This is a genomic window from Ovoidimarina sediminis (assembly GCF_032586175.1).
Taxonomy (GTDB): Bacteria; Pseudomonadota; Alphaproteobacteria; order Rhodobacterales; family Rhodobacteraceae; genus Ovoidimarina; species Ovoidimarina sediminis.
On sequence record NZ_JAWHTE010000006.1, the window covers coordinates 1 to 26,999 of the forward strand.

29 protein-coding genes and 1 pseudogene are annotated in these 26,999 nt (G+C 68.5%); 16 read left to right on the plus strand and 14 right to left on the minus strand.

The annotated features are described in order from the left end of the window. Positions 1-73 precede the first annotated feature (73 nt). From RXV90_RS08855 to RXV90_RS08880, 6 genes are all read right to left on the minus strand, one after another. On the minus strand, positions 74-340 hold the full coding sequence (locus RXV90_RS08855; RefSeq protein ID WP_316648229.1) for a hypothetical protein: 267 nt from the start codon (positions 338-340) through the stop codon (positions 74-76). Further along, complete coding sequence (gene plsY / locus RXV90_RS08860; protein WP_316648230.1) at positions 337-945, minus strand: glycerol-3-phosphate 1-O-acyltransferase PlsY; 609 nt, start codon at positions 943-945, stop codon at positions 337-339. Before plsY ends, RXV90_RS08855 begins: the two co-directional genes overlap by 4 nt. Before the next feature lie 34 nt (positions 946-979). Then, on the minus strand, positions 980-1,471 hold the full coding sequence (locus RXV90_RS08865; protein ID WP_316648231.1) for a GNAT family N-acetyltransferase: 492 nt from the start codon (positions 1,469-1,471) through the stop codon (positions 980-982). Further along, positions 1,468-2,742 (minus strand): dihydroorotase, encoded by a 1,275-nt coding sequence (gene pyrC, locus RXV90_RS08870; RefSeq protein ID WP_316648232.1) that lies wholly within the window; start codon positions 2,740-2,742, stop codon positions 1,468-1,470. Before pyrC ends, RXV90_RS08865 begins: the two co-directional genes overlap by 4 nt. A gap of 9 nt (positions 2,743-2,751) precedes the next feature. Beyond that, positions 2,752-3,288: a hypothetical protein gene (locus RXV90_RS08875; RefSeq protein ID WP_316648234.1), complete on the minus strand. Its 537-nt coding sequence runs from the start codon at positions 3,286-3,288 to the stop codon at positions 2,752-2,754. 165 nt (positions 3,289-3,453) lie between these two features. After that, the gene (locus tag RXV90_RS08880) at positions 3,454-4,410 is read right to left on the minus strand and encodes an aspartate carbamoyltransferase catalytic subunit (protein ID WP_316648235.1); all 957 of its coding nucleotides are present in this window, start codon (positions 4,408-4,410) and stop codon (positions 3,454-3,456) included. A gap of 96 nt (positions 4,411-4,506) precedes the next feature. Between RXV90_RS08880 and RXV90_RS08885 the strand changes: the two genes are divergently transcribed. The 4 genes from RXV90_RS08885 (at position 4,507) to RXV90_RS08900 (ending at position 10,717) form a co-directional block, all read left to right on the plus strand. Beyond that, positions 4,507-5,274, plus strand: coding sequence for a uracil-DNA glycosylase (locus RXV90_RS08885; RefSeq protein ID WP_316648236.1), 768 nt, complete (start codon positions 4,507-4,509; stop codon positions 5,272-5,274). A gap of 3 nt (positions 5,275-5,277) precedes the next feature. Then, positions 5,278-5,820, plus strand: a complete 543-nt coding sequence (moaB, locus tag RXV90_RS08890; RefSeq protein ID WP_316648237.1) for a molybdenum cofactor biosynthesis protein B — start codon at positions 5,278-5,280, stop codon at positions 5,818-5,820. 84 nt (positions 5,821-5,904) lie between these two features. Next, complete coding sequence (locus RXV90_RS08895) at positions 5,905-7,368, plus strand: efflux RND transporter periplasmic adaptor subunit (RefSeq protein WP_316648238.1); 1,464 nt, start codon at positions 5,905-5,907, stop codon at positions 7,366-7,368. A gap of 4 nt (positions 7,369-7,372) precedes the next feature. Beyond that, complete coding sequence (locus RXV90_RS08900) at positions 7,373-10,717, plus strand: efflux RND transporter permease subunit (RefSeq protein WP_316648239.1); 3,345 nt, start codon at positions 7,373-7,375, stop codon at positions 10,715-10,717. A gap of 11 nt (positions 10,718-10,728) precedes the next feature. Here the strand turns inward: RXV90_RS08900 and RXV90_RS08905 are convergent, their stop codons facing one another. Continuing rightward, on the minus strand, positions 10,729-11,538 hold the full coding sequence (locus tag RXV90_RS08905) for a protein-disulfide reductase DsbD domain-containing protein (protein WP_316648240.1): 810 nt from the start codon (positions 11,536-11,538) through the stop codon (positions 10,729-10,731). A 107-nt stretch (positions 11,539-11,645) separates the two neighbouring features. Between RXV90_RS08905 and RXV90_RS08910 the strand changes: the two genes are divergently transcribed. Continuing rightward, a complete protein-coding gene (locus RXV90_RS08910) occupies positions 11,646-12,218 on the plus strand; it encodes a YqgE/AlgH family protein (RefSeq protein WP_316648241.1) in 573 nt (190 codons plus the stop codon). Here the strand turns inward: RXV90_RS08910 and RXV90_RS08915 are convergent. Next, the gene (locus tag RXV90_RS08915) at positions 12,209-13,168 is read right to left on the minus strand and encodes an L-threonylcarbamoyladenylate synthase (protein ID WP_316648481.1); all 960 of its coding nucleotides are present in this window, start codon (positions 13,166-13,168) and stop codon (positions 12,209-12,211) included. The genes RXV90_RS08910 and RXV90_RS08915 overlap by 10 nt on opposite strands. Before the next feature lie 124 nt (positions 13,169-13,292). Here RXV90_RS08915 and RXV90_RS08920 point away from each other — a divergent pair, with 124 nt between their 5' ends. From RXV90_RS08920 to RXV90_RS08940, 5 genes and pseudogenes are all read left to right on the plus strand, one after another. Continuing rightward, positions 13,293-15,005, plus strand: coding sequence for an acyl-CoA dehydrogenase (locus RXV90_RS08920; RefSeq protein ID WP_316648243.1), 1,713 nt, complete (start codon positions 13,293-13,295; stop codon positions 15,003-15,005). Beyond that, positions 15,005-16,063, plus strand: a complete 1,059-nt coding sequence (locus tag RXV90_RS08925) for an MBL fold metallo-hydrolase (protein WP_316648245.1) — start codon at positions 15,005-15,007, stop codon at positions 16,061-16,063. Before RXV90_RS08920 ends, RXV90_RS08925 begins: the two co-directional genes overlap by 1 nt. After that, a pseudogene (locus RXV90_RS08930) lies at positions 16,060-16,486 on the plus strand (hypothetical protein). Before RXV90_RS08925 ends, RXV90_RS08930 begins: the two are co-directional and overlap by 4 nt. 92 nt (positions 16,487-16,578) lie before the next feature. After that, on the plus strand, positions 16,579-16,713 hold the full coding sequence (locus RXV90_RS08935) for an aa3-type cytochrome c oxidase subunit IV (protein WP_316648246.1): 135 nt from the start codon (positions 16,579-16,581) through the stop codon (positions 16,711-16,713). Positions 16,714-16,728: 15 nt separating this feature from the next. Beyond that, positions 16,729-17,334, plus strand: coding sequence for a hypothetical protein (locus RXV90_RS08940; protein ID WP_316648248.1), 606 nt, complete (start codon positions 16,729-16,731; stop codon positions 17,332-17,334). Here RXV90_RS08940 and RXV90_RS08945 read toward each other — a convergent pair. Beyond that, a complete protein-coding gene (locus RXV90_RS08945; protein ID WP_316648249.1) occupies positions 17,331-17,666 on the minus strand; it encodes an AzlD domain-containing protein in 336 nt (111 codons plus the stop codon). The genes RXV90_RS08940 and RXV90_RS08945 overlap by 4 nt on opposite strands. Continuing rightward, positions 17,663-18,370: an AzlC family ABC transporter permease gene (locus tag RXV90_RS08950; RefSeq protein ID WP_316648251.1), complete on the minus strand. Its 708-nt coding sequence runs from the start codon at positions 18,368-18,370 to the stop codon at positions 17,663-17,665. Before RXV90_RS08950 ends, RXV90_RS08945 begins: the two co-directional genes overlap by 4 nt. Before the next feature lie 58 nt (positions 18,371-18,428). On the opposite strand from RXV90_RS08950, the gene RXV90_RS08955 reads away from it, so the two are divergent. From RXV90_RS08955 to RXV90_RS08970, 4 genes are read left to right on the plus strand one after another with little or no spacing between them, the layout of a single operon-like run. Beyond that, complete coding sequence (locus RXV90_RS08955; protein WP_316648252.1) at positions 18,429-19,313, plus strand: formate dehydrogenase accessory sulfurtransferase FdhD; 885 nt, start codon at positions 18,429-18,431, stop codon at positions 19,311-19,313. A gap of 2 nt (positions 19,314-19,315) precedes the next feature. Further along, positions 19,316-19,924, plus strand: coding sequence for a molybdenum cofactor guanylyltransferase MobA (mobA, locus tag RXV90_RS08960; RefSeq protein ID WP_316648254.1), 609 nt, complete (start codon positions 19,316-19,318; stop codon positions 19,922-19,924). Continuing rightward, a complete protein-coding gene (gene mobB / locus RXV90_RS08965) occupies positions 19,921-20,418 on the plus strand; it encodes a molybdopterin-guanine dinucleotide biosynthesis protein B (protein WP_316648255.1) in 498 nt (165 codons plus the stop codon). Before mobA ends, mobB begins: the two co-directional genes overlap by 4 nt. After that, on the plus strand, positions 20,415-22,550 hold the full coding sequence (locus RXV90_RS08970; RefSeq protein ID WP_316648257.1) for a molybdopterin-binding protein: 2,136 nt from the start codon (positions 20,415-20,417) through the stop codon (positions 22,548-22,550). Before mobB ends, RXV90_RS08970 begins: the two co-directional genes overlap by 4 nt. Positions 22,551-22,554: 4 nt before the next feature. On the opposite strand, the gene RXV90_RS08975 is transcribed toward RXV90_RS08970, so the two are convergent. The 3 genes from RXV90_RS08975 to RXV90_RS08985 all read right to left on the minus strand — a co-directional run bounded on the left by RXV90_RS08975 (position 22,555) and on the right by RXV90_RS08985 (position 25,221). Continuing rightward, positions 22,555-23,259 carry an FHA domain-containing protein gene (locus RXV90_RS08975; protein WP_316648258.1) on the minus strand — a complete coding sequence of 235 codons (705 nt, stop codon included), beginning with the start codon at positions 23,257-23,259 and terminating at the stop codon, positions 22,555-22,557. A gap of 230 nt (positions 23,260-23,489) precedes the next feature. Beyond that, entirely contained in the window at positions 23,490-24,470 is a 981-nt protein-coding gene (locus RXV90_RS08980) for a P1 family peptidase (protein ID WP_316648259.1), read from the minus strand. Between the two features lie 10 nt (positions 24,471-24,480). After that, positions 24,481-25,221, minus strand: a complete 741-nt coding sequence (locus RXV90_RS08985; RefSeq protein WP_316648260.1) for an SDR family oxidoreductase — start codon at positions 25,219-25,221, stop codon at positions 24,481-24,483. An 83-nt stretch (positions 25,222-25,304) separates the two neighbouring features. Here RXV90_RS08985 and RXV90_RS08990 point away from each other — a divergent pair, with 83 nt between their 5' ends. Together RXV90_RS08990 and RXV90_RS08995 are read left to right on the plus strand one after the other, a co-directional pair. Continuing rightward, positions 25,305-25,679, plus strand: a complete 375-nt coding sequence (locus RXV90_RS08990) for a hypothetical protein (RefSeq protein WP_316648261.1) — start codon at positions 25,305-25,307, stop codon at positions 25,677-25,679. A gap of 63 nt (positions 25,680-25,742) precedes the next feature. Continuing rightward, positions 25,743-26,366 carry a DUF1523 family protein gene (locus tag RXV90_RS08995; protein WP_316648263.1) on the plus strand — a complete coding sequence of 208 codons (624 nt, stop codon included), beginning with the start codon at positions 25,743-25,745 and terminating at the stop codon, positions 26,364-26,366. Positions 26,367-26,390: 24 nt separating this feature from the next. On the opposite strand, the gene RXV90_RS09000 is transcribed toward RXV90_RS08995, so the two are convergent. Next, positions 26,391-26,999: a sulfotransferase family 2 domain-containing protein gene (locus RXV90_RS09000; RefSeq protein WP_316648264.1), complete on the minus strand. Its 609-nt coding sequence runs from the start codon at positions 26,997-26,999 to the stop codon at positions 26,391-26,393.

The following is a 26,999-nucleotide window of genomic DNA, read 5'->3' on the forward strand; positions in this document are numbered from 1 at the left end:
TCCTCCCAGACAGGATGAATCACAAATCAGCTCCAACAGGAATCCCCGCGATTCAGGTTTTCAGTCGGATGCTTTAGTCCGCGACGACGTCCAGAACGAAGGCCCGCACCTTCTCCTCTGGCATCTCGCAGGGCTTCAGAAGCGCGTCCCCGCTCGCCAGCCGGTAGAGGTTCAGGCTGATGTAATCCGGCCCGCCCAGTTCCTCGGCCTCGAGCTTCTGGCTCCGCGCAGCGGCGAAATGTGATTTCGTGATCCGGTAACGGCGGCCTTCGTACGTCCCGCCATAGCCCCCGAAAGGCAAAGCGTCGAAGGCGGCCAGAAAGGCCGGATCGACGCTCACTTCCCGGCCCCGATCCGGGGCTCCGTCCCCGCCAGGATGCGCCGGATGTTCGCCGCGTGCCGATAGATCACCAGCGCCGCAAGGCAGATCGCCAGCGCCACGCCCTGGGGCCAGCCCAGCATCACGGCCCAGACCGGCGCAGCCACCGCCGCGACCAGCGCGGAAAGCGATGAAATCCGCCCGATCCCCGCCGCCACAAGCCAGGTCAGGCAGGCCGCGATCCCCACGGGCCAGGCCAGCGCAATCAGCGTGCCAAGGAAGGTCGCCACGCCCTTCCCGCCCCGGAACCCAAGCCAGACGGGAAACAGATGCCCCAGAAACGCGGCCCCGCCCGCCAACTGCGCAGCATCGTCCGCAAAGAGCGCCCGCGCGATCAGAACCGCGATCGCGCCCTTCCCGGCATCAAGCAGAAGCGTCGCCGCCGCCGCGCCCTTGTGGCCCGTGCGCAAAACATTCGTCGCCCCGATATTCCCCGATCCGATCTGCCTCAGATCGCCCAGCCCCAGCGCCCGCGTGATCACGATCCCGAACGGGACGGAGCCGAGGAGATAGGCGCAAAGCGCCGTCAGCGCGAGAAGAAGCGGGGCGGTGTCGAGTGCGGGCATGGGCGGCGGTCTTCCCCGAAGGAGCGTCGCGCCTTCATCCGGTCTCGCGCGCCGTTTGGCAACCCCCGGGGGCTCGGAGCGTAAGCTCCAGAAGCGGCAGAACCCGCCCCGGGATCGATCCCGAGGGCGCCTCCCCCACGTCCACCGCCCCCATACTGCGATAGAAGGGCGCGGCATCGGGATCGGCCTCGATCGTCATCCGCCCCGCGCCCATCACCCGCGCCGCCTCGACTGCCCAGTCGAACAGGCGCCGGCCATGCCCGGCACCCATCGCCGCCGGATCGACAAACAGCTTCAGAAGATCTGCGACCGCCCCCTCCCCCCTGATCTGGACCACGCCCACGGGCCCCTGCGGCCCGTCGATCATCGCAATCCTCGTGGTGGTCAGTTCTTCGGGCCTCAGCGTCAGCTCTTTGACACAGGCCGCCATGAACGCTTCGTCATAGCCCCAGACGGCCTTCGACCTCAGGCACAGGGCACTCAGCGCCTCGAGATCGCTCTCCCGCGCGGCCCGGATCCCGCTCACGGCGCGAAAACGCGGTTGCCCCCAACCCAGGTTCCCAGAACCCGGCCCTGCAGGCGCGCCCCGTCGAAGGGCGTGTTCTTCGATTTCGATCTCAGCGTCGCGCGGTCCAGCACGAAGGGCGCATCGGGATCGAACAGCACCAGATCCGCCGGGGCGCCAGCTGCCAGCCGCCCGCCAGGCAAACCCAGCCGCCGCGCGGGCGCGGCCGACAGCGCGCGGAACAGCTGCGGCAGGCTCAGGTCCCCCGAATGGTAAAGCCGCAGCGCGGCGGGCAACAGCGTCTCCAGCGCCACCGCTCCCGAAGCCGCCTCCTCGAAGGGCAGGCGCTTCGATTCCTCGTCCTGCGGCGTATGCATCGACGAAATCACGTCGATCAGGCCCGAAGCCACGGCCTCCACCGCCGCCCGCCGGTCGTCTTCCGATCGAAGCGGTGGCTTCACCTTGAAGAAGGTCCGGTAATCCCCGATGTCTAGTTCATTGAGCGTCAGGTGATGGATCGACACGCCGGCGGTGACATCGAGCCCCGCCTCCTTCGCCCGTTCCAGCCGCTTCAGCGCCCGCGCGGTGGTGATCTGATCGGCATGATAGCGCACGCCGGTCATCTCCACGACAGCCAGATCCCGGTCGAGCCCCATGCGTTCGGCCATCTGCGACACTGCCGGCAGGCCCCTCAGCGAGGCGAACTTGCCCGAAGTCGCGGCGGCCCCCGCCGACAGGCCCGGATCCTGCGGATGCCCGATCACCAGCGCGCCCAGCGACCGGGCATAGGTCAGGCAGCGCGAAAATACCTTCGTATCGGTGACGACCGCGTCGCAATCGGTGAATGCTGCCGCGCCTGCATCCAGCAGAAACCCGATCTCCACCATCTCGCGGCCCTGCCGCCCCTTGGTCAGCGCGGCCATCGGCAGCACGCGCACCGGCGCCGCCTCGTTCGCACGCCGGGTCACGAATTCCAGCGTCTCGGGAGTGTCGATCGCCGGCAGCGTATCGGGCCGCGTCACCATCGTCGTTACCCCGCCCGCGGCGGCGGCCAGCCCTGCCGAGCCGAAGCTTTCCTTGTGCCGCTCCCCGGGCTCCGACACCTTCACCCCGATATCGACGATGCCCGGCGCAAGGCACTTGCCACCGCAATCCACCGTCTCCATTCCGCCTTCGGGCGCAAGATCGAGCCCGACCGCGGCGATCTCCCCGTTCTCCACCAGAAGTGCGCCGGTGCTCTCCCCTCCATCGGGGTCGATCAGGCGCGCGTTCCGGAAAAGCGTTCGGGTCATGGGCAAATCTCAGTTCATCAGCACAAGGACGAGGGCGATCAAAACCGCCGCACCGATCAGAAGCGCCAGAATCCAGCTTCGTCCCTTCCCGTCCACCGAGCCGGCGGGGCCGGCACCGTCAAGCGCGCCTTTCGCGCTCTCCAACGACAGCCGGTCGAAGGACGGCACCGGGGCGGGCTCTCGGAACGTCCCGATATGTGTCAGCACGGGCGTGGGCGCAAGCGTCGCCTCCCGCCCCCCGAAGGCCCCCGACAGAACAATCAGCACATGGCCCGACAGCGCATCAAGCCGCGAGCGCGCGCCGGAGACCTCCTCGCGCGGCAGCCCGATTCCCTCCACAAGGTAATCGCTCAGGGTCATCGGCTTCATCTCCTGCGGCCGCACGACCTCCACATATTTCGGGTCAAGTCCGCCAAGGCCCAGCGCCTCGGCCATCGCCGCGCCATCGCCCTCGGTCCACGGTGTCGCGGCACCCTCATCCAGGTTCAGCGCGAACACGCGCACCACGCCATGTTCGTCGCGTGCAACTGTCAAATCATCGGTCATTTCAAAGCTCCCAAAACAAGGGAACGTCCCAGACGGCGCCCGGTTTCCCCGCGCCCGCCGGTCATTGCGCCGACACCCAGATCACGATCGCCACGATCGCGAAGATAACCAGAAGCGCCAGCATCGCGATCCGGCCCGACATCTTCGGATCGCGCGGCTCCTCCATCAGACCATCACCCCGCCATCGGCCCGCGATGCCTTCAGGTTTCGCGCCAGAAGCTCCATCGCCGCCATCCGCACGGCCACGCCCATCTCCACCTGTTCCTGGATGACAGACCGGTTGATGTCGTCGGCAATCGTCCCGTCGATCTCCACGCCCCGGTTCATCGGCCCGGGATGCATCACGATCGCATCCTCGGCGGCATACGCCAGCTTCGCGGCATCGAGCCCGAACCGGTGGTAATACTCCCGCTCCGAGGGGATGAACCCGCCATCCATCCGCTCTTTCTGAAGCCGCAGCATCATCACCACGTCCGCATCCTTCAGCCCCGCGGCCATGTCGTCGGTGACTTCCACGCCCCACTCCGCCACGCCTGCGGGCATCAGCGTCGGCGGGCCGATCAGCGTCACCCGGTTCTCCATCTTGCCCAGAAGAAAGATGTTCGACCGCGCCACCCGGCTGTGCGCGATATCCCCGCAGATCGCGATTCTCAGGCGGTGCAGCCGCCCCTTCGCCCGCCGGATCGTCAGCGCGTCGAGAAGCGCCTGCGTCGGGTGCTCGTGCCGCCCGTCTCCGGCATTCAGCACCGCGCAGTTCACCTTCTCCGCCAGAAGGTTCACGGCGCCCGAATGCGGATGCCGCACCACCAGCAGATCGGGATGCATCGCGTTCAGCGTCAGCGCCGTGTCGATCAGCGTCTCGCCCTTCTTGATCGACGAGGCCTGCAGCGTCATGTTCATCACATCCGCCCCAAGCCGCTTGCCTGCCAGCTCGAAACTCGCCTGCGTCCGCGTCGAGGCTTCGAAGAACATGTTGATCTGGGTAAGGCCCTTCAGCGCGTCGGCATGCTTCGCCTCGCTTCGGTTCAGATCCACATAGGTCTCGGACAAATCCAGAAGCGTGCGAATCTCGGTGGGGGAGAGTGTTTCGATCCCCAGAAGGTGCCGCTGGCTGAAGCTCATGAAAAGACAGACCCGCTCATTCGGAGCCTTCTATAGAAAGCCCGCGCGGCGGCGACAAGGATTTACCTCGCCCCGGCGCGGGCCTAGGGTCGCGGCATGACGACGGCGAACCTGCGCGCACTTCTGGAATGGCAGATCGAACTCGGCGCGACCGAGGCGATTGGCGACGCGCCGGTGAACCGGTTCGAGGTGCCCGCCGCCGCCCCGAAACCAGCGGTTCGCGTGGCCGGGGCCGCGCCCCCGCCCCCCGTGACCGAATCCGATCCCATCGCCGACGCCCGCGCGATGGCCGAAGGGGCAACCTCGCTCGAAGAGCTTCAGATGGCGCTCGCCGCCTACCCCCATTGCGAGCTTGCCAAGGGCGCGCGCAACCTCGTCTTCGCCGATGGCCAGCCCGAGGCCCGCCTCATGCTGATCGGCGAGGCCCCGGGGCGCGACGAGGATATCGCCGGCAAACCCTTCGTGGGCCGCGCGGGCCAGCTTCTCGACATCATGTTCCGCGAAATCGGCCTCGACCGCGCCAGCCCCGATCCGGACCGCGCCTTCTACATCACCAACGTCCTGCCCTGGCGACCGCCCCAGAACCGCGATCCCAAACCCGAAGAGATCGCCATGATGCTCCCCTTCGTGGAACGCCACATCGCGCTCGCGAAGCCCGAGCTTCTCGTCCTGATCGGCAACCACGCCTGCCAGGCGCTCCTGGGCCGCAAGGGCATCACCCGGCTTCGCGGCACATGGGCCGAGGCGCAGGGCCGCCCCGCGCTTCCCATGCTCCACCCCGCCTATCTCCTGCGCAACCCGGCCGCGAAACGCGAGGCCTGGGCCGATATGCTGGAACTTCAGGCCAGACTGAGGACGCTCTGACCCATGTCGCAGATCGACGAAACCCGCCCCTTCCACCCGGTCCGCATCGCGGTGCTCACCGTGTCCGACACCCGCAGTCTCGAGGATGACCGCTCGGGCGACACCCTCGTGGCCCGGATCGAGGCGGCGGGCCACGTCCTCGCCGACCGCAAGATCCTCCCCGACGAACGCGACGCCATCGCGGATCAGCTCCGCACCTGGTGTGCCGATCCTGAAATCGATGCGGTGCTTTCCACCGGCGGCACGGGGCTCACCGGGCGCGACGTCTCGGTCGAAGCCCACCGCGACGTCTACGAAAAGGAAATCGACGCGTTCGCCACGGTTTTCACGATCGTTTCCATGAAAAAGATCGGCACATCGGCGGTCCAGTCCCGCGCCTGCGGCGGCGTCGCGAACGGCACCTATCTCTTCGCGCTTCCCGGAAGCCCCGGCGCATGCAAGGATGCCTGGGACGAAATCCTGCAATATCAATTCGATGCGCGCCACCGGCCCTGCAACTTCGTCGAAATCATGCCGCGCCTCGACGAACATCTGCGACGGAAATAGCCCGCCCGCACGTATGCGTGAAGGATTTGGAAAAATCCTGAACTGGCCTTACCTTAGGTCGGTAACAGTGCCCGGGATGGCAGCATGAGATTTCTGAGACGCAGTCTCACAGGCCTCTTCCTTTTCGCACTCACCGCCGCCTTCGTGGTGTTCGCGGTCGATCTCGTGCGCGGCGCGCTTCAGGAACGGATGGCCGATGATGGCCCGAACCGCCCGGTGCGCGAACGCGTCTTCGCCGTTACCCCGGTCGAGGTCACGCTGGGCTCCGTCTCTCCCGAGATCGTCACTTTCGGGGAAATCCAGAGCCGCCGGTCGCTCGAAATCCGCGCCCCGGCCTCGGGCGAAATCGTCTGGCGCTCGGCCTCCTTCGAAGACGGCGCGCCCGTCCTTGCGGGCCAGACCATCCTCAAGATCGATCCGCAGGACGCGATCGGCCGCCGCGACACCGCCGAGGCAGATCTGGCGGAAGCCGAGGCCGATCTCCGCGACGCACGCCGCTCGCTCGAAATCGCCCGCTCCGAACAGGCTTCCGCCGAGGATCAGGCGGCGCTCCGCGCCCGCGCCCTCGCTCGCCAGCGCGATCTTCTGAACCGCGGCGTGGGCACCGAAGCGGCGGTCGAAACCGCCGAACTCGCCGCCCAGTCCGCCGATCAGGCCGTTCTCTCCCGCCAGCAGGCGGTGGCCCAGGCCGAGGCGCGGGTTGACCAGACCCGCACCATGCTCGACCGCCGCCGCATCGCGCTGGCCGAGGCCGAGCGCCGGCTCGCGGAAACCGAGATCACGGCGGAATTCACCGGTGTCCTCGACGAGGTCGCCGCCGTCGAAGGCGGGCTCGTCGCCCAGAATGAACGCCTCGCGGTGCTGGTCGCGCCCGAAGATCTCGAAGTCGCCTTCACCCTCTCGACCGGCCAGTATGCGCGCCTCATGGGCGCGGATGGCGGGATTGTCCGCGCCCCCGTTTCCGTCTCCCTCGACGTCGCCGATATCGATATCGTCGCCTCGGGCCGGATCACGCGCGAAAGCCCCGCGGTCGGCGCGGGCCAGACCGGGCGGCGCATCTTCGCCCGGCTCGAGGCCGCCCGCGGCTTCCGCCCCGGCGATTTCGTCACCGTCCGCGTCACAGAACCGCAACTCACCCAGGTTGCCACCCTGCCCTCCGCCGCTCTCGATGCCTCCGAAACCGTGCTGATGATCGGCGAGGATGACAGGCTCCGCGTCACGCCGGTCGAGCTTCTGCGCCGCCAGGGCGACGAGGTGATCGTCCGCGCCCCCGGCCTCGCCGGGCAGATCATCGTCTCCGAACGCACGCCGTTTCTCGGCGAAGGCATCAAGGTCCGCGCGGTTCGCCCGAAAGCCGAAAACGCCGACAGCGCGGAAGACGACGAAATGGTTGAACTCGACGAGGCCCGCCGCGCCCGCCTGATCGCCTTCATCGAGGCCAGCGAGGCGATGCCCCCAGACGCGAAGGAACGCGTGCTGGGTCAGCTCCGCCAGGCCCGCGTTCCCGCCCGCACCGTCGCCCGGATCGAAGCGCGGATGGGCAGCTAGGCCAATGGCCCCTTCCCGCATCCTCTCCTACTTCGCCCGCCACCGCACGGCGGCGAATCTGCTCCTCGCGGTCCTCCTGATCCTCGGCCTCGCCGCCTTCCCCAACATGCGGGCGCAATTCTTCCCTGACGTGGTGGTCGACGACATCGACGTCAGCGTCCGCTGGGACGGCGCGGGGGCCGACGATGTCGACCGCGCGATCATCGACGTCCTCGAACCCGCACTGACCGCCGTCACCGGTGTCACCGAGGTGTCCGCCACCGCCCGCGAAGGCAGCGCCCGGATAGAGCTTGAGTTCGAACCGAACTGGGATATGGCCCAGGCCGCCGACGACGTGCAGGCGGCGATCGAAACCATCAGCGATCTACCCGAGGATGCCGACGATCCCACGATCCGCCGCAGCACCTGGTGGGACAGGGTCACGGATGTCGTCATCACCGGGCCGGTGGGCGTCGATCAGCTGGCCCGCTTCGCCGACGAATTCACCGCCCGCCTCTTCGCGGTGGGGGTCACCAATGTCACGATCCGCGGCGTTGCGGCGCCCGAAACGATCGTCGAGGTGCCCTCGATCAACCTGATCCGCCACGATCTGTCGATGGCAGAGATCGCCGATGCCATCGCCGCCGAGGCCGCGGTCGATCCCGCCGGAACCGTCACCGGCGCCCAGCGCCTGCGCACCGGCACCGAGCGCCGCGGCGAGGATATCGCGGCCATCGCACTCCGCAGCGAGGCCGATGGCACGACGCTCACGATCGGCGATGTCGCGACGGTCTATGTCGAGGGCGTCGACCGCGAGCGCGCCTATTTCGTGGGCGACGATCCGGCGATCTCGATCCGGGTCGACCGCTCCGCCCAGGGCGACGCCATCAAGATCCAGCGCACCGTCGAAGAGGTCGCCGCCGAAATGGTGGCCACCCTGCCCGCCGGCGTGTCGATCGACCTGATCCGCACCCGGGCCGAGGCGATTTCGGCCCGCCTCAACATCCTTCTCGACAACGGGCTCATGGGCCTCGGCCTCGTCGTCCTCCTGCTTTTCCTGTTCCTGAACGCGCGCACCGCATTCTGGGTCGCTGCGGGCATCCCCGTGGCGATGACTGCGGCCATCGCGATGATGTACGCCGCTGGGCTCACCCTCAACATGGTCTCGCTCTTCGCGCTGATCATCACGCTCGGCATCGTGGTCGACGACGCCATCGTCGTCGGCGAACACGCCGACAACCGCGCCCGCCGTCTCGGCGAAAGCCCCCCAACCGCCGCCGAACGCGCCGCCACGCGCATGTTCACGCCGGTCTTCGCGGCCTCGCTCACGACGATCATAGCGTTCTTCGGGCTCACGGTGATCGGCGGCCGCTTTGGCGAGATGATCAAGGACATCCCCTTCACCGTGATCGTGGTGCTCGTCGCAAGCCTCGTGGAATGCTTTCTGATCCTGCCCAATCACATGGCCCACAGCCTCGCCCATTCCGCGAAGGAACACTGGTACGACTGGCCCTCGCGCCAGGTGAACCGGGGCTTCCGCTGGGTCCGCGAACAGCTTTTCCGCCCGCTCATGGCTGGCGTCATCTGGCTCCGTTACCCGGTCATCGCGGGCACGATCCTCGTGCTGGCCAGCCAGGTCACGCTTTTCATCTCGGGCGAGGTGCAGTGGCGCTTCTGGAACCCGCCGGAACGTGCTTCGATCACCGGCAACTTCTCCATGCTGCCCGGCGCCACGCGCGAGGATACACTCGAACAGGTCCGCCTGCTGCAGGAAACGGTGGACGAGGTCGAGGCGCGCTATGTCGAAACCTACGGCACCAGCCCGGTCAGCTACGTCCTGGCCGAGGTCGGCGGGGTCTCGTGGCGCGGTCTCGCGGGCTCGGACACCAAGGAACCCGATCAGCTCGGTTCGATCTCGATCGAGCTGATCGACGCCGATCTCCGCCCCTATTCCAGCTTCCAGATCGTGGGCGATCTGCAGGATGCGCTGCGCCGTCACCCGATGTCGGAAACGATCAGCTTCCGAGGCTGGCGCTCGGGGCCCGAGGGCAACGCGCTCGAGGTCGAAATCTTCGGTGCCAATGCCGAAACCCTGAAGGCCGCGGCGGAAGACCTGAAGACGCAACTCGCGGGCTTCCCCGAAGTCTCCGCTCTCGAAGACAGCCTCTCCTACGACCGCGAGGAGCTGATCCTCAACCTCACCCCGCGCGGCCAGGCGCTCGGCTTCGACATCGACGCACTGGGGCGCATCCTCAGAAACCGCCTCAACGGGGTCGAGGCCGCCACCTACCCCGCCGGCACACGCACGGCGTCGATCCGGGTCGAACTCCCGCTGGGCGAAATCTCCGCCGATTTCATGGATCGGATCATCCTGCGCGCCGGCGAAGGCGCCTACGTGCCGCTCTCCGATATCGTAACGGTCGAAAGGCGCACGGGCTTCTCCCAGATCCGGCGCGAGAACGGCCAGCGCGTCGTCACCGTCTCCGGCGACATCAACGAGGATGATCCCGCCCGCGCCGCCGCCGTTGACGCGGCACTCTCGGGAGAGATCCTGCGCGACATCGAGGAACGTTACGGCGTCGTCACCGAACTCTCCGGCCTTGCGGAGGAAGAGAACGAATTCCTCGCCGATGCGCTTCAGGGCCTGATCCTCTGCCTCGCGGGGATCTACCTCGTCCTCGCCTGGGTGTTCTCAAGCTGGTCGCGCCCCGTGATCGTCATGGCGATCATTCCCTTCGGGCTTGTCGGCGCAATCTACGGCCATGCGCTGTGGGAACTGCCGCTCTCGATGTTCTCGATCGTCGGGCTGATCGGCATGACCGGGATCATCATCAACGATTCCATCGTTCTGGTGACAACGGTGGACGAACACGCGCAGTCCCGCGCGCTGGTGCCTGCGATCATCGACGGGGCGGCAGACAGGCTGCGGCCCGTCCTGCTGACGACGCTCACAACGGTCCTCGGGCTCACGCCCCTTCTCTACGAAGGCTCGCGGCAGGCGGAGTTCCTGAAACCCACGGTCATCACGCTCGTCTACGGCCTCGGCTTCGGGATGGTGCTCGTCCTTCTGGTCGTCCCGGCCCTCCTCGCGATCCAGCGCGACGTGGGCGACGCCATGCGCGCCTTCCGCCGCGCGCTCCGCGCGGGCGGCGCCGCGGGGCGCATCGCCCGCGGCACCGGTGCCGTCGCCGCGCTGATCTTCGCAGCCACCGTAGGGCCCGTCCTCCTCGGCAACGCGCCAGCCTGGCTCACGGGCACACTTCCGGGTGCCGATCCGCTCCTGGCGGCGCTCGGGCTTTTCACCACGGGCGTCCTCGCCCTCGTCCTCATTGTCTGGATTGCGGCGGGTCTCGCAGTCCGCCGCGCATAACCGGTCTCGGCTCAGCTGCCGGTACAGCCTCGGATATCCACTGCCTGTCCGCCGCCCAGCACGGTCACCCGCACATCCGACCGCGCCATCGCGAAAGGCTTCGCATCCGGCGGCACCATCTCGGCCGCGGTGACCAGGCGCCCCCCGTCCCGCCGGGTCTCGGGCTCCGAGATCCAGACGCTCCGGTCGGCGAGTTCCACCACCGTCTCCTCCTCCGGAAAATGCCGCGGCATATCGACCGATACGGTCACCCGAATCCCGTCGGAAATCGGCTCTGTCGCACAGACGACGCGACCGACGCCGGCCTCGTCCGCCGTCATCGGGCGGTTTGCCAGCGCAGCCCGGATCACCGGATTGGGCGCCGCACCGGACGCGGGCAACACACCTGAAAGTTCCAGCGAGACCGGCACGCAGATATCCTCGCACACACCGATATCGAGCCGCGCGTCCAGGTGAATATCCTCACCCGCCCGCTCGCTCGCGATCTCGATCGGCACGACGACCTCGCCCTTGTACCCTACACTGCGCATCCCGTTCTGCCAGAACACCACCGGCACCGGCCAATGCGCCTCGATCCCGCGCACGTTCCCACCCCCCGACCAGACGATCTGCGGCGGGATGCCGGCATCGCCGGGCGCGCGCCAATAGGTCTTCCACCCCGGCTCCAGCGCGAGGCGCACCGCCGCCATGTGGCGGCCGTCCTCCATCCGCCAGCCCGGCAGAATCCGCGCATTCACCACGTCGGCAATGCCCTGCGCGACGGCAGGGGCCGAAAGAAGCGCGGCGGTCAGCGCGGCGGGGATAATCTGCAAAACTCTCATCGCAGCGAACATAAGCACCCTGCCGCTCCGGTGAAATCACAATACGGCGATGGAATGCGTGCGCGGCCCGCTTGCATCACCGCCCGCCTTCGCCTCAGAGTGGGGATATGACGGATTCGCCCCCCGAAAACCTGACAGGCAAGCTTCTGATCGCCATGCCCGGCATGTCGGACCCGCGCTTTGAAAAAAGCGTGATCTTCCTGGTCGAGCATTCCGCGAAGGGCGCGATGGGCCTGATCGTGAACAAACCAACGCCTGACGTGAAACCGGAAGAGCTTCTCGAACAATTGGGAATCGAAACGGGGCCGGGCTTCCACGGCCTCAAGGTTCATTTCGGCGGGCCGGTGGAACACGGGCGCGGCTTCGTCCTGCATTCCCGCGACTACGACAGGAACACCTCGACACTGCCCGTCACCGAAACGGTCGGCATGACGGCCACGCTCGACATCCTGCAGGATATCGCGGCGGGCGACGGGCCGGACCGGGCCTTTCTGGCACTCGGGTACTCGGGCTGGGGGCCGGGCCAGCTTGAAACCGAACTCCAGGCCAACGGCTGGCTGACCGCCGATGCCCCGCCAGAGATCGTCTTCGATCCCGATGCGGGCGGCAAATGGGTCGCGGCCCTCAAAACTCTCGGGATCGACGTGCACACGCTGTCTTCAGCGGCCGGTCACGCCTGATCGGGCCGGGGCGCCGCCGCCCGGCGCAGCCGGTCGTTGATCGCACGCCCAAGCCCCCGCTCGGGGATCGGGGCCACCGCGATCGCGCCGCCCTTCCCGTCGTCCAACCGCCTGAGATAGTCGAAAAGATGCGCCGCCGCCTCGGTCAGATCGCCCGAGGGTGAAAGGTTCAGCTCCCCCGCGACATCGCCGAAGCCCAGCATCCGCTCTCCCGGCCCGGGCCCATCAGCCTCCAGCCGCAGCCCGGCGCCCGGCGCGTAATGCGACTGAAGCTGCCCCGGCGCCTCCACCCCGCCTTCGACGCCTGCGCGGAGAAGCGGCACACCAAGACACGCCTCGATCGCCTCCGCCGGCAGGCCGCCGGGGCGCAACAGCCGCGGCGGCGGCCCGGGCGCCACGATCGTCGATTCCAGCCCCACCTCGCAGGGCCCGCCATCCAGAACCGCCTCGATCCGCCCGCAAAGCCCCTCGATCACATGGGCCGCCGTGGTCGGGCTCAACCGGCCCGAGGGGTTGGCCGACGGCGCCGCGACGGGGCACCCTGCTTCCTCCAGAAGCGCCCGCGCCAGGGGATGGGCCGGCACCCGCACCGCAACCGTCCGAAGCCCCGCGGTCACGAGGGGGCTCAACCCGCTCTCTTCCCTGACCGGCAGAACCAGCGTCAGGGGGCCCGGCCAGAACGCGCCCGCCAGCCGCTCCGCTTCCGCCCCGAATTCCGCGATCCCCCGCGCGGCCTCCAGCGACGCGACATGCACGATCAGGGGGTTGAACGCCGGCCGCCCCTTCGCGGCATAGACCCGCGCCACCGCAATGCCGTTCCGCGCATCCGCGCCCAGCCCGTAAACCGTCTCCGTCGGGAAGGCGACAAGCCCGCCAGCGCGCAGCACCTCCGCCGCCGCGCGCATCCCCTCCGCATCGGGGGCCAGCCCTCTGGTCTCGTAGCTTTCCATCGCTCTGACGCAGCGTTCCTGTTGTGGCGCGCCTCCGCTCGTCGCATCGTCGCCCGCATTGTCCCAGCCGTTAAAGTACCCCGTCTGCCTTGCCAAGTCGGGGCCAATTGGAAAGACCACGCGAATGCCGTACCGCGCCGCCGCCGATGAAATCCGTTTCCTGCTCGAAACCGTTTGCGGCTTCGACAGCCTGCGCGAGGCCGCGGGCGAAGAGGCGCTGGCCCCCGACGTTCTCGCCGCGATCCTCGACGAGGCCGCCAGCCTCTGCAACGAGGTGATCGCCCCCCTCCAGCGCGTCGGGGATCTTCAGCCACCGGTGATCGAAAACGGCGTCGTCCGCGCCTCCCCGGGCTTTGGCGAGGCCTACAGGGCTTACGCCGAAGGCGGCTGGGTCGGCATGCTCGGCAAGGAAGAATACGGCGGCATGAACCTGCCCGTCAGCGTTGCCATGGGGGTGCATGACATGCTCGCGGGCGCCTGCATGTCGTTCCAGCTTCAGCCGCTCCTCACCCAGGCACAGATCGGCGCGCTCGAGGCTCACGCCTCCGACGCGCTGAAGGCGCTTTACCTGCCGAAGCTCACCTCCGGCGAATGGGCGGGCACGATGAACCTGACCGAACCGCAGGCGGGCTCCGATCTCGGCGCACTCCGCACCAAGGCCGAACCCGGCAGCGAGGGCACCTACCGCGTCTCGGGCCAGAAGATCTATATCTCCTGGGGCGACAGCGACATGACCGACAACATCGTGCATCTGGTCCTCGCTCGCCTGCCCGACGCGCCCGCGGGCACCAAGGGGCTCAGCCTCTTTCTCGTCCCGAAATTCCTGCCCGACGCGTCAGGCGGGCCCGGCCCCCGCAATGGCGTCCGCGTCGTCAGCCTCGAACACAAGCTCGGCCTCCACGGCTCCCCCACCGCGGTGATGGAATTCGACGGTGCAACGGGCTGGCTCGTCGGTCATGAAAACGGCGGCATCGAAGCCATGTTCACCATGATGAACGAGGCCCGGCTCGGCACCGGCATGCAGGGCGTGGGCGTGGGCGAAGCCGCCTATCAGCACGCCGCCGCCTTCGCCGCCGACCGCAAGCAGGGCAAGACGGGCGGCGAAACCGGCGCGATCCACGAATTCGCCGATGTGCGCCGCATGCTCGTCTGGATGCGCGCGCGCGTCACTGCGGCCCGCGCCGTCGCGCTTTCCTGTGCCACCGCGCTCGACATGGCGGCCGTCACCGGCAGCGCCCAGTGGCAGGCACGCGCCGCCTTCCTCACCCCGATCGCCAAGGCCTTCTCCACCCAGGTCGGCATCGACGTGGCCCAGATGGGCATCCAGGTCCACGGCGGCATGGGCGTGATCGAGGAAACCGGCGCGGCGCAATACCTGCGCGATGTCCGCGTGTCCGCGATCTACGAAGGCACCAACGGCATCCAGTCGGTCGATCTCGTGGGCCGCAAGATGCGCGACGGGGGCGAGGCCGCGCTCGCCCTTATCGACGAGATCGAGGGAGGCGCCGAAGCGGCCCGCGCCACACGTGCCGATCTCGCGGGCGCTGTCTGGGAAGCGGCCGAAACGCTGCGCGAAGCCACCGAATGGATGGCCGGGCAACCCGAACCGGTCGAACGCTTCGCGGGCGCGCTCCCCTATCTCCAGGCCTTCGGGCTCGTCCTCGGCGCGCATTTTCACCTTCGCGCGGCGATGTCCGAGGCCGAACCCGGGCCCCGCACCGCCCTCGCCCGCGCCTTCATACGCCGCCAGCTCCCCGAACATGTGGGGCTTCTGGCCGAGGCGACGGTCGGGGCCACCGATCTCTTCGACGTCACGCCCGAAGCGCTCGGCATCTGATGGACGCGTCCCCGGGCCGGATCGACTATCCCTTCGACACCCCGCCCGCGCCGGGCGCGGCCATCGAAGTGGCCGACGGCATCCTCTGGATGCGCCTGCCGCTTCCGATGGCGCTCGATCACGTCAACGTTTACGCGCTCGACGATGGCGCCGGCTGGACGCTGGTCGATACGGGCTTCGCAAGCCGCAAGACCCGCGGGATCTGGCAAAGCCTCCTCGACGGTCCCCTCGGCGGGCGGCCCGTCTCCCGCGTCCTCGTTACCCATCACCATCCCGATCACATCGGGCTCGCGGGCTGGTTCCAGTCCGAACACAGGGCCGAACTCGTCACCACCCGCACCGCCTGGCTGTTCGCCCGGATGCTCCAGCTCGACGAACAGGATCGCCCGACCCCGGAAACGGTCGCTTTCTGGCGCCGCGCCGGGATGGCGCCAGATATCCTCGCCAAGAGGCTCGACGAACGGCCCTTCAACTTCGCCGATATGGTGGCCCCGATGCCGCTCGGTTTCACCCGCATCCGCGAAGGCGATACCGTCACCGCGGGCGGCCGGCACTGGACGGTGCGCATCGGACACGGCCACGCCCCCGAACACGCCACGCTCTGGTCCGCCGACGGCGATCTTGTCATCGGCGGAGATCAGCTTCTGCCCTCGATCTCCCCCAATCTCGGCGTCTACGCGACCGAACCCGAGGCCGATCCGGTGGCCGACTGGATCGAAAGCTGCACGCGCCTTTCGGCCTTCGCCAGCGACGGCCAGCTTGTCCTGCCCGGCCACAAGATGCCCTTCACCGGCCTGCCCCACCGCATGTGGCAGCTCGAGGAAAACCACCACGGCGCACTCTCCCGCCTGCGCGGATTTCTCGACACGCCCCGCACTGCGGCAGAATGCTTCCAGCCCCTCTTCCTCCGCAGGATCGGCGTCGCCGAATACGGGCTCGCGCTCGTCGAGGCCATGGCCCATTGCCTCCATCTCTGGCATCAGGGAGAGGTAGACCGGACGGAAAGTGAAGAGGGCGCGTGGCTGTGGCAAAGAAGAACCTCTCCGAAGACGACCTGAAACTGACGGAGGCGCCCAAGGGCCGCGCCGTCCACACCGATCCCGACGTGCCGCTTACGCCCGAACAGGCGCCCCTCCCGCCCGAGGTCGCCCGCCGCCCGCCAACCCAGAAAAGCCCGGCGGAATGGGCCTATCAGCGGCTCATCCTCTATATCCAGAACTTCGAATCCCGGCTCGATCCCGAACACGAGGTCGCCATCGGCGTCACAGGCACCGAAACCGGCATCCTCCGGATCGAGGGCATCGGCTATTTCGATCCCGATATCGTCACCTTCTACGGCACCGACCAGACCGGCGCGCAGCCAGCTCATTCAGCATGTCACCCAGCTTTCCGTGGCGCTGCGCGCGATCCCGAAACCCGGCGACGTGCCCGAGGCCCGCCGCATCGGCTTCCGCCTTTTCGAAGAGATCGACGACGGGTAACCTGCGGCCAGATCGCGCGGGCGCTGCCTCGTGACATGGCCCCCTGAATCGGCTAGATCGCTTGCGAAACAAAGATAACCCGGGGAACCGACATGGCTGAGCACGAGCACGGCACGATGGACATCACTGCGCAGGAAAAGACCTTCGAGGGCTTCGTCCGCTGGACGATCCGCGTCGTCATCTTCTCTATCGCTGTCCTGATCTTCCTTGCGGTCTTCAACAGCTAGGCCCGCGCGCCCATGATGCCGCTCCGTCTCGCGGCCATCGCGGCTCTTCTGGCGCTCGCGGGCTGTGCGGAACAATCATGGGCCCCGGAAGCCGAGATTCAGCAAGCGATCCGCCCCTATGAGGGGCCCACGAAACTCACCCTCTTCACGGTCCAAAGCACCCGCAGCGGGCAGGGCGCGCATTCCGCGCTCATGGTCAGCGGCGCACACCGGGCGCTCTTCGATCCGGCAGGAACCTTCCGCATGCCGGGCGCACCGGAACGCAACGACGTGATCTACGGCGTCACCGACCGGGTGCTTTCGGTCTACATCGATTACCATGCGCGCGAGACCTATGACGTCCGCATCCAGGAGGTCGCGGTTTCCCGCGATACCGCCGCCCTCGCGCTTCAGCTTATTCAGGATCACGGCGCGGTCCCCAAGGCCCATTGCAACATCGCCGTCACCCGCATCCTGTCGCAGCTTCCGGGCTTTGCCGAGGTGCCGCGCGGCTACTACCCGAACCGCACCGCCGACTGGATGGCCCGGCGCCCCGGCGTCTCCGGCCGTCTCGTGACCGATGACGATGCCGACGACAATCATGGCGTGCTGATCGCCGCCGCTGCGGCCAGCCCGGGCTAAAGCCCGAACACCGCCCCCAGCCCGTAGAACACGAAGGCCCCGGCCCCGATCGCGGCCAGCATGTTCTTCGTCAACCACCCCGCCATCAGCGTCGCCGCCGCCGCGCCAAGCCGCAAAGGGTCCGCCGTCCAGCCCGCGCTCTCGGGGGCCGCCAGAACCAAGGGCATCGCAAGCCCCGGCAGGATCGCCACGGGCGTGTAGCGCAGAAGCCGCAGCACCACGGGCGGCAGATCCCGGTCTCCGATCAGGCCCAGGAAAGAAAACCGGATCGCGAAGGTCCCCGCGGCCAGGAGCCCGATCACCAGCCAGATTTCCGCTGTGGAATAACTCATGCCCGCCGCCCCATCGCCGTCTCGGCCACGGCGCCCGTCACCATCGCCGCCGCCCCGGCCAGAAGCAGCCCCAGACTGTAGGGCATGTCGTAAAGAACCAGCGCCACCACCACCGACACCACCGCCGCACACCAATGCGCCGCCGTCCTCAGCATCATCGAGATAAGCGCGAAAAACGTGATCGGCACCGTGAACTCCAGCGACAGTTCAGGCGGGATCAGCCCGCCCGCTAGGGCCCCCGCCACGCTGCTCCCCGCCCAGACCACGAATATCGGCGCCGCCGTCCCCCAGAAATAGGCGAATTTCACCGCCAATGGCTCTTCGGGCCGCGCTTCGTAGCGCGCGACGCTCAGCGCGAAGGTCTGGTCGACGTTCATATAGGCCACGCCCATCCGCTGCCCGACGGGCAAGGCCCCCAGATGCGGCGCGAGCGAGGCCGAATACATCGCCATCCGCAGGTTCACCGCCAGGGCTGCCGTCACCACCAGCGCCACATGCGCGTCCTCGATCATGAGCTGCAGGGCGGCGAACTGCGCCGACCCCGCGATCACCAGAAGCGAAAACCCGATCGTCTGCGCGAAACTCAGGCCCTGCTCGGTCGCCAGAACCGCAAACACGATGGCGAAGGGGCCGATCACCACCAGCATCGGCGCGGCATCGCGCGTGCCGTTCCAGAACGCGGTTTTGGGGGTGGAGGATGACATGTCCCGGGCCTAAAGTGACGTCCGCGCCCGGACTATCGCGGGGCGCGGAGAGGTGCAAATGACAACGCGTGATCTGACCGATCAATATCTGATCGCTCCCGATCCGGCCTCGGCCCGGCTCACCCGCCGCGTCACGGGGCACGACCAGACCAGCGCGGAAACCGAGATTTCGGTGGTCGAGGAACGGCCCCTCACGATCTTCCTCAACGGGCAGGAAATCGTGACGGCCATGACCATCGGCGATTACCCCGAATACCTCGCCCTCGGCTTCCTGAAGAACCAGCGCATGCTTGGGCCGCACGAAACCGTGCTGCGCGTCGATTACGACGACGATCTCGAAACCGTCATCGTCCGAACCGACGGCACCACGCTCTACGAGGAAAAGCTTCGGAAGAAGACCCGCACCTCGGGCTGCGCCGTGGGCACGGTCTTCGGCGACATGATGGAGGGGCTCGAGGGCCTCACCCTGCCCGCCGCCCCCGTCCGCACGTCCTGGCTCTATACGCTCGCCCACACCATCAACCGCACCCCCAGCCTCTATCTCGAGGCGGGCGCGATCCACGGCACCGTCCTCTGCCGCGAAGACAGGCCCCTCGTCTACATGGAGGATGTCGGGCGCCACAACGCGGTCGACAAGATCGCCGGCTGGATGCTGTCCGAAGGCGAAGCCGGCGACGACAAGATCCTCTACACCACCGGCCGGCTCACCTCCGAAATGGTGATCAAGACAGCGCTCATGGGCATCCCCGTCCTCGCCTCCCGCTCGGGCTTCACCGCCTGGGGGGTGGAAATCGCCCGCGAGGTCGGGCTCACCCTCATCGGACGGATGCGCGGCCAGCGCTTCGTGTGCCTCTCGGGCGAAGATCGCCTGATCCGCGACGCCGATGTCGAAAGCATCCCCGCCGAAGACCGCAAGCACCGGCGCAAGAGCGCGGTGGAATAGGCATGGCCATCGGCGTGATCCTCGCGGGCGGCCTCGCCCGGCGCATGGGCGGCGGCGACAAGTCGCTGAACATTCTGGGCGACATTCCGATTCTCGACCGCGTCATCGAACGCCTCCGCCCCCAGGTCGACGAGATACTCCTGAACGCCAACGGCGATCCCGCGCGCTTCGCCGGGCACGGGCTTCCGGTGATCGCCGATCCCCTGCCCGATTACCCGGGGCCGCTCGCGGGCGTCCTCGCCGGGCTCGACGCCGCCGCCGAACGCGGCGCCTCCCACATCGTCACCGTGGCCGCCGACACGCCCTTCTTCCCCGAAACCCTCGCCCAGCGCCTCACCGCGGCGGCAGAGGCGCAAGCCACCCCCATCGCGCTTGCCGCCACGCCCGGCGACGGCCGCACCATCCGCCATCCGACCTTCGGCCTCTGGCCCGTCGCGCTCCGCGACGACCTGCGCGCGGCACTCCAGGACGGCACCCGCAAGGTCGTCCTCTGGACAGACCGGCACGGCGCGGCCACCGCGCTCTTCCCCGCCGATCCCTTCGATCCGTTCTTCAACATCAACACGCCCGAAGATCTCGCCCGGGCCGAGGCCATGCTGGAGGCGATGTGAAGATCTGGGGCGTCACCGGCTGGAAGAACGCGGGCAAGACCGGCCTCGTCGAACGACTTGTCGTCGAATTCACCCGCCGCGGGCTCACCGTCGCCACGATCAAGCACGCGCATGCGGGCTTCGACATCGACCACCCCGGTACCGACAGCGCCCGCCACCGCGCCGCAGGCGCGCGCGAGGTGCTGATCTCCTCGGGCCGCCGCTGGGCCATCATGCACGAACTGGGCGAAGACGAAGCCGAACCCACGCTCGACGATCTCCTCTCCCGCCTCTCGCCCGCCGATCTCGTGCTGGTCGAAGGCTTCAAGACCGCCGACCATCCGAAGATAGAGGCGCACCGCGCCGCCACCGGCCATCCCCTGATCGCGCCGGGCAATCCCACGATCCGCGCCATCGCCGCCGACAGCGCGCTCGACACCGGGCCCTGCCCCCGCCTCGATCTCGACGACACCGCCGGGATCGCCGATTTCATCGCGCGCGAGCTGGGGTTGTGAGCGGGTTCGACACGGTTCTCGTCGTCGACTGGTCCGGCGGCAACGACACCGGGCCGCGGCCCCGGAAAGACGCGATCTGGACGGCGGCGGCCCGCGCGGGCGCGGGCGACGCGCCCCTCTACCACCGCAACCGCGACGCGGCGATGGACTGGATCGTTTCGTTCCTCGCAAACGAACGCGCGGCCGGTCGCCGCGTCCTCGCGGGGTTCGATTTTCCCTTCGGCCTGCCCGACGGCACAACCCGCACCATCACCGGCGCGGATGATCCCCTGAGCCTCTGGGACTGGCTCCAAGCCAACCTCACCGACACGGGCCAGACAAACGACCGCTACGCCCTCGCCGCGCGCCTCAACGCCCTCTTCCCGGGCCACGGACCCTTCTGGTTCAACGGCACGGGGCAGGAGATCCCGGGCCTTCCCCACCGCAAATTCGACCGCAGCGGGCCCTTCGGCGTGTCCGAAACCCGCGCGGCGGAAGAGGTGGTGCCGGGCGCCTTCTCCCCCTGGCAACTGGGCGGCGCGGGGGCTGTCGGCTCCCAGCTTCTGACCGGCCTCGCCCGGCTTGCCAAGCTGCGCACCCGCTTCGCGGGCGATATCGCCGTCTGGCCCTTCGAGGCACCCGAGGCAGGTATCGTACTGGCCGAAATCTATCCCTCGATGCTGCGCGATGCGGTGTCCGCAGCACTTCAGACCGACCCGGACGAGATCAAGGACAGGGCGCAGGTCCGCCTCCTCGCCCGCGCCCTCTCGCGCCTCGCGGCAGGGGACGGCCTCTCAGAGGCTCTCGCCGCCCGGCGCCCGCCCGGCGCGGCGCGCGAAGGCTGGATCCTCGGCACCGGGATCGAAGACAGACTCGCTGCCGCCGCCCGCCCCGACATCGCGCCTCCGAAACTCCGCGACGATTGCTTCGCGCTTCCCGCCGGGGTCGACTGGGTGCAGGTCGACGAGGCGCTCGAACGCCTGCAATCCGCCCTCACCCCGGTTACGGCCACCGAAATCCTGCCCGTGGCTGAGGCCGATAGCCGGATCCTCGCCGAAGATCACCACGCGCTGCGCTCGAACCCGCCCACCCCCAACGCGGCCGTCGACGGCTACGGCTTCGCCCATGCCGCCACCGGCGCGGGGGCGCAGATCCTGCCCCTTGAACCGGGCCGCGCGGCGGCGGGGGTGCCCTTCGCGGGCCGCGTCCCCGAAGGCCGCGCACTGCGTATCCTGACGGGTGCGGCGCTCCCCGACGGTGTCGACACTGTGATCCTCGAGGAAGACACCACCGTGAAAGAGGGTCACATCGCTTTCGACGGGCCGGTGAAGCCCGGCGCGAACACCCGCAAGGCGGGAGAGGACGTGGTCGAAGGCAACCTCGCCCTGCCCGCGGGCCGCCGCCTCGCGCCCCAGGATCTCGCCCTTCTCTCGGCCCTCGGCCTCGGCACCGTCACCGTCCGCACGAAGCTCCGCGCCGCCGTCCTCTCCACTGGCGACGAACTCCTGAACCCGGGCACCCCCGCCGGGCCGGGCAAGATCTTCGACGCGAACCGCCCCATGCTTCTGTCGCTCCTCGACCGCTGGCATCACGCGCCCGTCGATCTCGGCATCGCGCCAGACGACGAAGAAGCGGTGATCGCCGCCCTCGACCGTGGCGCGCGCCAGGCCGACGTGATCCTCACCTCGGGCGGCGCGTCCGCCGGCGACGAAGATCACATGTCCCGCATCCTCCGTGAACAGGGTCGCGTCACCGCCTGGCGCATCGCGCTGAAACCGGGCCGCCCGCTCATGCTTGGCCACTGGAAGGACGTGCCGGTGATCGGCATGCCCGGCAATCCGGTCGCGGCCTTCGTCTGCGCGCTGATCTTCGCGCGCCCCGCGCTCTCGCGCCTCGCGGGCGCGGCGTGGAGCACACCCCGGGGCGAAACCCGCCCTGCTGCCTTTTCGAAAAACAAGAAACCGGGGCGCCGCGAATACCTGCGCGCCCGGCTCGACGAGGCGGGCGCGGTCGAAGTCTTCAAATCCGAAGGATCGGGCCGGATCTCGGGGCTGAGTTGGGCCACCGGCCTCGTCGAAATCGGCGACGCGGCCGAGGTCATCACCCCGGGCGACCCGGTGCGCTACCTGCCCTTCAGCGCATTCGGGCTTTGAGGCGTCAGCCCCGCATTTCCGCCGTCCAGCTGAAATTCTGGCTGCAGAGCGCGACAAGCCGCAGCGCCGTGCCGCCCAGCGCGATCACGTCGCCATCGCGCAGGATAGAAGGCTGCGTCACCGGAATGCCGTTGAGCCGCACCGCGCGATCTTCCCCGCGATAAAGCACGAAGGCGTGCCGCGGCTCGTCGTAGTAAAGCTCCGCATGGCCTTCCGCCGCGATCCCGTCATCGCCTGAGCCAAGCCGCACGGCCTGGCCTTCCGCGGTGCCGATCTGCGACAAGCCGCGTTCCAGGACGAACCACGATCCCGTCCCGGCCCCCTCGACGACCACGAGCCAGCCATGGGGGAAGGGCGCCCGCGCGGCCGCTTCCGCGTTCGGGGCGGGGCGCTTGACGGGCGCGGGTTCGGGCTGCGGTTCAGGCTCGGGCGCACGCCGGGGCGTCCGCGCGAGGCCCCGCGCAACCGGCGCTGCAGCCGCCGGGGCAGGTTTCGCGGCAGGCGCGGCTTCGGGCCGATCGCCAACCGGGGCCTCGTCGAGCCAGGACATATCCTTTTCCTCGGGCTTGTGCCCGGGGCCGAGAAGCCGCTCGGGATTGACTTCGTCGATGAAAAGCGCGTCGTCGTCGATCTCGGGCATATCGTCCGAGCCTTTGGACGATGCCGCGTCACCCGCGGCGGGACGGCGTTTGATCAGTCTCGAGAACATAGCGTGCTCCGGTCCATATCATCTTGCGAACGCGCGGCGCCGCCCGGGGTTCCGGGCCGCGCGCGCGGTTTCAACCGGCTTGCCCGAGAAATGCGACGAAACGAAGGCCCGGGGCGGTTTCCCTGCGCAATCGGGGCGAAAACCGTGGCCCCGGGGCCACTTGGGGGCGCTGCCCCCGCCTCCCTGACGGTCGGCCCCCCGGGATATTTCAGGCCACATGAAGGGGCGGGTCAGCCCCCGAAACGGGCCTGCCAGGTGGGCAGAAGATCGCCCTCGGCCGGGGTCGCGGCATAGACGGCGCGCGCCATCGCGCGTGCGAGGCAGGTGGCGGCGGCATGGCCCACGCGGATCATGTCGAGATCGCTGGCGGGCCCGCGCCGCGCCGTGGCGGCGGCGAAGACCGCATCCCCGTCGAACGGCGTGTGCGACGGCACCACGGCGCGCGCGATCCCGTCATGGGCCATCACCGCCATGCGCTTGCACTGCGCCTTTGAGAGCCGAAGGTCGGTCGCGACGATCGCGATCGCCGTGGCGCTGCGGGGTTCGACCTTGGTGCGGGGCGGTGCGCCCGGGGCAGCCGCCATGCCGCGCCCGCCGAATTCCGCCCCATCCTCGAAGGCGGCGGCCCAGAATTCCGGCCCCTCGCCCACCGTGACCTGCCCGATCGGGTTCGCAACCGCGAGCGCGCCGACCATGGCCCCGGTTTCGAGCCGGGCGGACGCCGAGCCAAGCCCGCCTTTCAGGTTCACGCAGGTGGCCCCCGTGCCGGCCCCCGCCGTTCCGATCCCGAACTCTTCCGATGCGGCCCCGAAGGCCGCCCGCCCGAGCGCCCGCCACGGCGGGTCGTCCCAGTCGACCGCGCCGCCGTTCCGGCCCACGTCGAGGATGATCGCCGCGGGCACGATCGGCACCCGCACATGATCGCTTACCGGAAAGCCGCGCCCCGCGGCCCTCAGGGCCTCCGACACGCCCGAGGCCGCGTCGAGCCCGAAGGCCGATCCCCCCGACAGAACCAGCGCGTCCACCTCCTGCACGGTATTCGCTGGGTCGAGAAGGTCGGTCTCCCGCGTCCCCGGCGCGCCGCCCATCACGTGCACCGAGGCGGTGAAGGGCCGGTCCGACGTCAGCACCGTGACACCGGATTTCACCCGCCCGTCGGCAGCATTCCCGACCAGCACGCCCTCGACATCGGTGATCAGGTTGCGCCGCATCGCCCTCGCCTCAGATACAGCGCCCGCCATCCACCTCCATCGCGACGCCGGTGACCATGCTGGCCTCGTCGGAACAGAGGTAGAGCGCGGCATTCGCCATGTCCTCGGGTGTCGAAAACCGCCCCAGCGGGATCGTCGAGAGGAATTTCGCCCGCATCTCGGGCGTATCCTCGCCCATGAAGGATTTCAGAAGCGGCGTTTCCCCCGCCACCGGGTTGAGCGCGTTCACTCGGATCCCCGAGGGCGCCAGTTCCACCGCCATCGCCCGCGTCGCGGTGATGACCCAGCCTTTCGAGGCGTTGTACCAGTTCAGCCGGGGGCGCGGCGACACGCCCGCGGTCGAGGCGATGTTCAGGATCGCGCCCTGGCCGGCATGTTTCATCGCCGGCACGATCTCGCGCGCGGTCAGGTAGATCGATTTCACGTTCACCGCGAGGACGCGGTCGAAATCCTCTTCCGACACCTCCTCCATCGGCGCGGGCAGATGGGTGATCCCGGCATTGTTCACCAGGATGTCGATCCGCCCCCACGCCTCCAGCGCCGCCCCGGCCATCGCGCGCACGCTCTCGCCATCGGCCACATCCGTCGCGCTGTGGCGCGCCCCGATCTCCTCGGCCAGGGCCTGCGCGGCATCGCCGTTGATATCCGCGGCCAGAACCTCGGCCCCCTCGCGGGCAAAGGCGCGGGCAATCCCGGCGCCGAAGCCCGATCCCGCACCGGTCACGATCGCGGTTTTTCCCTCAAGTCTCATGGCACGTGTGTTTCACGAAACGGGACGTTCGAAAAGCGGGATTCGCCCTTGGCGGCGGCGTCCGCGCGCCCCAGATTGGGGCCATGGACTGGACGGTATCGACGGTCATTCCCATCCTTACCCTGGGCCTCGCGGGCGGGGTGCTGCCCGTCATGCTGGCGCGGCGCTTCCCCGATACGTTGCACGGCCTCGCCCAGGCGCTGACGCTGTCCGCGGCGGGGCTCGTCCTTCTGGGCGCAGTGCTCTTCGTCGCGATCTATTCCGATGCGGGCATCGGCCTCTCCGCGCTGGCCGCCCGGCCCGGCGACAGCCTGCGGCACTTCCTGGCCCTCGGGCTCAAGGCCGCACTCGTCTGGGCGCCGATCCTCGTTCTGGTGGGCATCGGGCTCGCCCAGGGCGTCGAACGTCGGAAGGGAGAGAGGATCGCGGCCCGCGATCCCGATGGCGAAGACGGCTGATGCCGATTGCCCCCTGGCCGGGGTCTTCCTATGTATGGGGCACCCCACCCTTGGAGATTTCCGATGCGCTATGTGCTCTGGGCCCTGCTTGCCGTCTTCGTCCTGCTGATCGGCTCCGTCCTGCACTACACCCTGCCACAGCACGATATCGTCCGCGTCGTGAACACCGAGGTGCGGCGCGTCGATTTCGGCGCGAATTCGATCTTCTGGGGCACGGCGGGCTCCGGCGATGCGGTGGGCACGATCAACCGCGACATCCCGTTCATCGAGGCGATCCGCCCGAACGGCAAACCCATCGTCTACCGCAACGAGGATACCGGCTGGGGCTGGCCGCCCTATTTCAAGTTCGACAGCGCGAACCTACAGGCGATCACCCGCGATCTGGTGTCGACGCAGGCCGAACCGCGATGGGTCGAGGTGCGCCATTACGGCTGGCGGAACGAATGGTTCTCGATCTTCCCCAACGCGGTGTCGGTGCGGCCCGTGACGGGGCCCGACGCGAAAGCGATGAACTGGTTCAACATCCTGTTCTTCGTGGTTCTTGCGGGGGTCGTGTTCTGGCTTTGGCGCGTCTGGCGGCGGTTCCGCGCGCGGCGGATCGAACCGATGGTGGATGAACTGCACGACGCCTCCGAAGAGGCGCGGGGGCGGCTTCGCGGCTTTTGGCGGCGGATCACGGGGCGCTGACGACGGAACGTTGCAACCGGTGCGCTAGCGCGTCACCAGGTGCCCCGCGGCGCGCACCGCCTCGTAAAGCGCGAACTCCGCCGCGCGCCCGGCGCGGAACCGCGCCTCCGTCTCGGGGCTCAGGCTGACATCGACGGCGGGCGAGACGTTCATCTGCCCCGGCCGGATCGCGCTTCCGATCAGCCCCGACAGGAAATCGACGAGGGGCTCGGGCGCCTCCACCGCGAAAAGATGCGTGACAAGGATCCTGCCTCGCTTCGACGACACGAAACTGTCCTGCGATCCGATCCGCGCGGCAGGCGGCGGGGTGTCCTGCAAGGCGGCCGTCACGAAGGCATCGAAACTCATCCCTGTCACCGTGTTCCGCCGCTCCGGCGCGCTGCGGTAGCGGTACCAGCTTTTCATCCGCTCCAGCGGATCGCGCAGCACCGCAACGGTCTCCACCTCGACACCCCATTGCGACCGCACCGATCGCCGCCACGTCCTGTCGAAACGTCGCGCCGTCATGTGCCGGTCGCGCGGCGGGCGCGTCACGTCGATATCCGCGAAGGGGCGCATCGCGGCCTCGTAGGCCGTCGATCCCGTCTTCGGAACCGCGAGGAAGGCAAAGCCAGGGTCGAGGAAGATCTGCAC

Coding starts and splice junctions, on each gene's coding strand:
- RXV90_RS08980 (WP_316648259.1), bottom strand. CDS start 24,470: ATGCGGCGCAACCTGATCACCGATGTCGAGGGCGTGCTGGTCGGGAAT.
- RXV90_RS08895 (WP_316648238.1), top strand. CDS start 5,905: ATGAGATTTCTGAGACGCAGTCTCACAGGCCTCTTCCTTTTCGCACTC.
- RXV90_RS08985 (WP_316648260.1), bottom strand. CDS start 25,221: ATGAGACTTGAGGGAAAAACCGCGATCGTGACCGGTGCGGGATCGGGC.
- RXV90_RS08875 (WP_316648234.1), bottom strand. CDS start 3,288: ATGACCGATGATTTGACAGTTGCACGCGACGAACATGGCGTGGTGCGC.
- RXV90_RS08940 (WP_316648248.1), top strand. CDS start 16,729: ATGCCGCTCCGTCTCGCGGCCATCGCGGCTCTTCTGGCGCTCGCGGGC.
- RXV90_RS08950 (WP_316648251.1), bottom strand. CDS start 18,370: ATGTCATCCTCCACCCCCAAAACCGCGTTCTGGAACGGCACGCGCGAT.
- RXV90_RS08900 (WP_316648239.1), top strand. CDS start 7,373: ATGGCCCCTTCCCGCATCCTCTCCTACTTCGCCCGCCACCGCACGGCG.
- RXV90_RS08955 (WP_316648252.1), top strand. CDS start 18,429: ATGACAACGCGTGATCTGACCGATCAATATCTGATCGCTCCCGATCCG.
- mobA (WP_316648254.1), top strand. CDS start 19,316: ATGGCCATCGGCGTGATCCTCGCGGGCGGCCTCGCCCGGCGCATGGGC.
- RXV90_RS08915 (WP_316648481.1), bottom strand. CDS start 13,168: ATGGAAAGCTACGAGACCAGAGGGCTGGCCCCCGATGCGGAGGGGATG.
- RXV90_RS08905 (WP_316648240.1), bottom strand. CDS start 11,538: ATGAGAGTTTTGCAGATTATCCCCGCCGCGCTGACCGCCGCGCTTCTT.
- RXV90_RS08975 (WP_316648258.1), bottom strand. CDS start 23,259: ATGTTCTCGAGACTGATCAAACGCCGTCCCGCCGCGGGTGACGCGGCA.
- RXV90_RS08920 (WP_316648243.1), top strand. CDS start 13,293: ATGCCGTACCGCGCCGCCGCCGATGAAATCCGTTTCCTGCTCGAAACC.
- moaB (WP_316648237.1), top strand. CDS start 5,278: ATGTCGCAGATCGACGAAACCCGCCCCTTCCACCCGGTCCGCATCGCG.
- plsY (WP_316648230.1), bottom strand. CDS start 945: ATGCCCGCACTCGACACCGCCCCGCTTCTTCTCGCGCTGACGGCGCTT.
- pyrC (WP_316648232.1), bottom strand. CDS start 2,742: ATGACCCGAACGCTTTTCCGGAACGCGCGCCTGATCGACCCCGATGGA.
- RXV90_RS08995 (WP_316648263.1), top strand. CDS start 25,743: ATGCGCTATGTGCTCTGGGCCCTGCTTGCCGTCTTCGTCCTGCTGATC.
- RXV90_RS08910 (WP_316648241.1), top strand. CDS start 11,646: ATGACGGATTCGCCCCCCGAAAACCTGACAGGCAAGCTTCTGATCGCC.
- RXV90_RS08945 (WP_316648249.1), bottom strand. CDS start 17,666: ATGAGTTATTCCACAGCGGAAATCTGGCTGGTGATCGGGCTCCTGGCC.
- RXV90_RS08935 (WP_316648246.1), top strand. CDS start 16,579: ATGGCTGAGCACGAGCACGGCACGATGGACATCACTGCGCAGGAAAAG.
- RXV90_RS08885 (WP_316648236.1), top strand. CDS start 4,507: ATGACGACGGCGAACCTGCGCGCACTTCTGGAATGGCAGATCGAACTC.
- RXV90_RS08880 (WP_316648235.1), bottom strand. CDS start 4,410: ATGAGCTTCAGCCAGCGGCACCTTCTGGGGATCGAAACACTCTCCCCC.
- RXV90_RS08990 (WP_316648261.1), top strand. CDS start 25,305: ATGGACTGGACGGTATCGACGGTCATTCCCATCCTTACCCTGGGCCTC.
- RXV90_RS08925 (WP_316648245.1), top strand. CDS start 15,005: ATGGACGCGTCCCCGGGCCGGATCGACTATCCCTTCGACACCCCGCCC.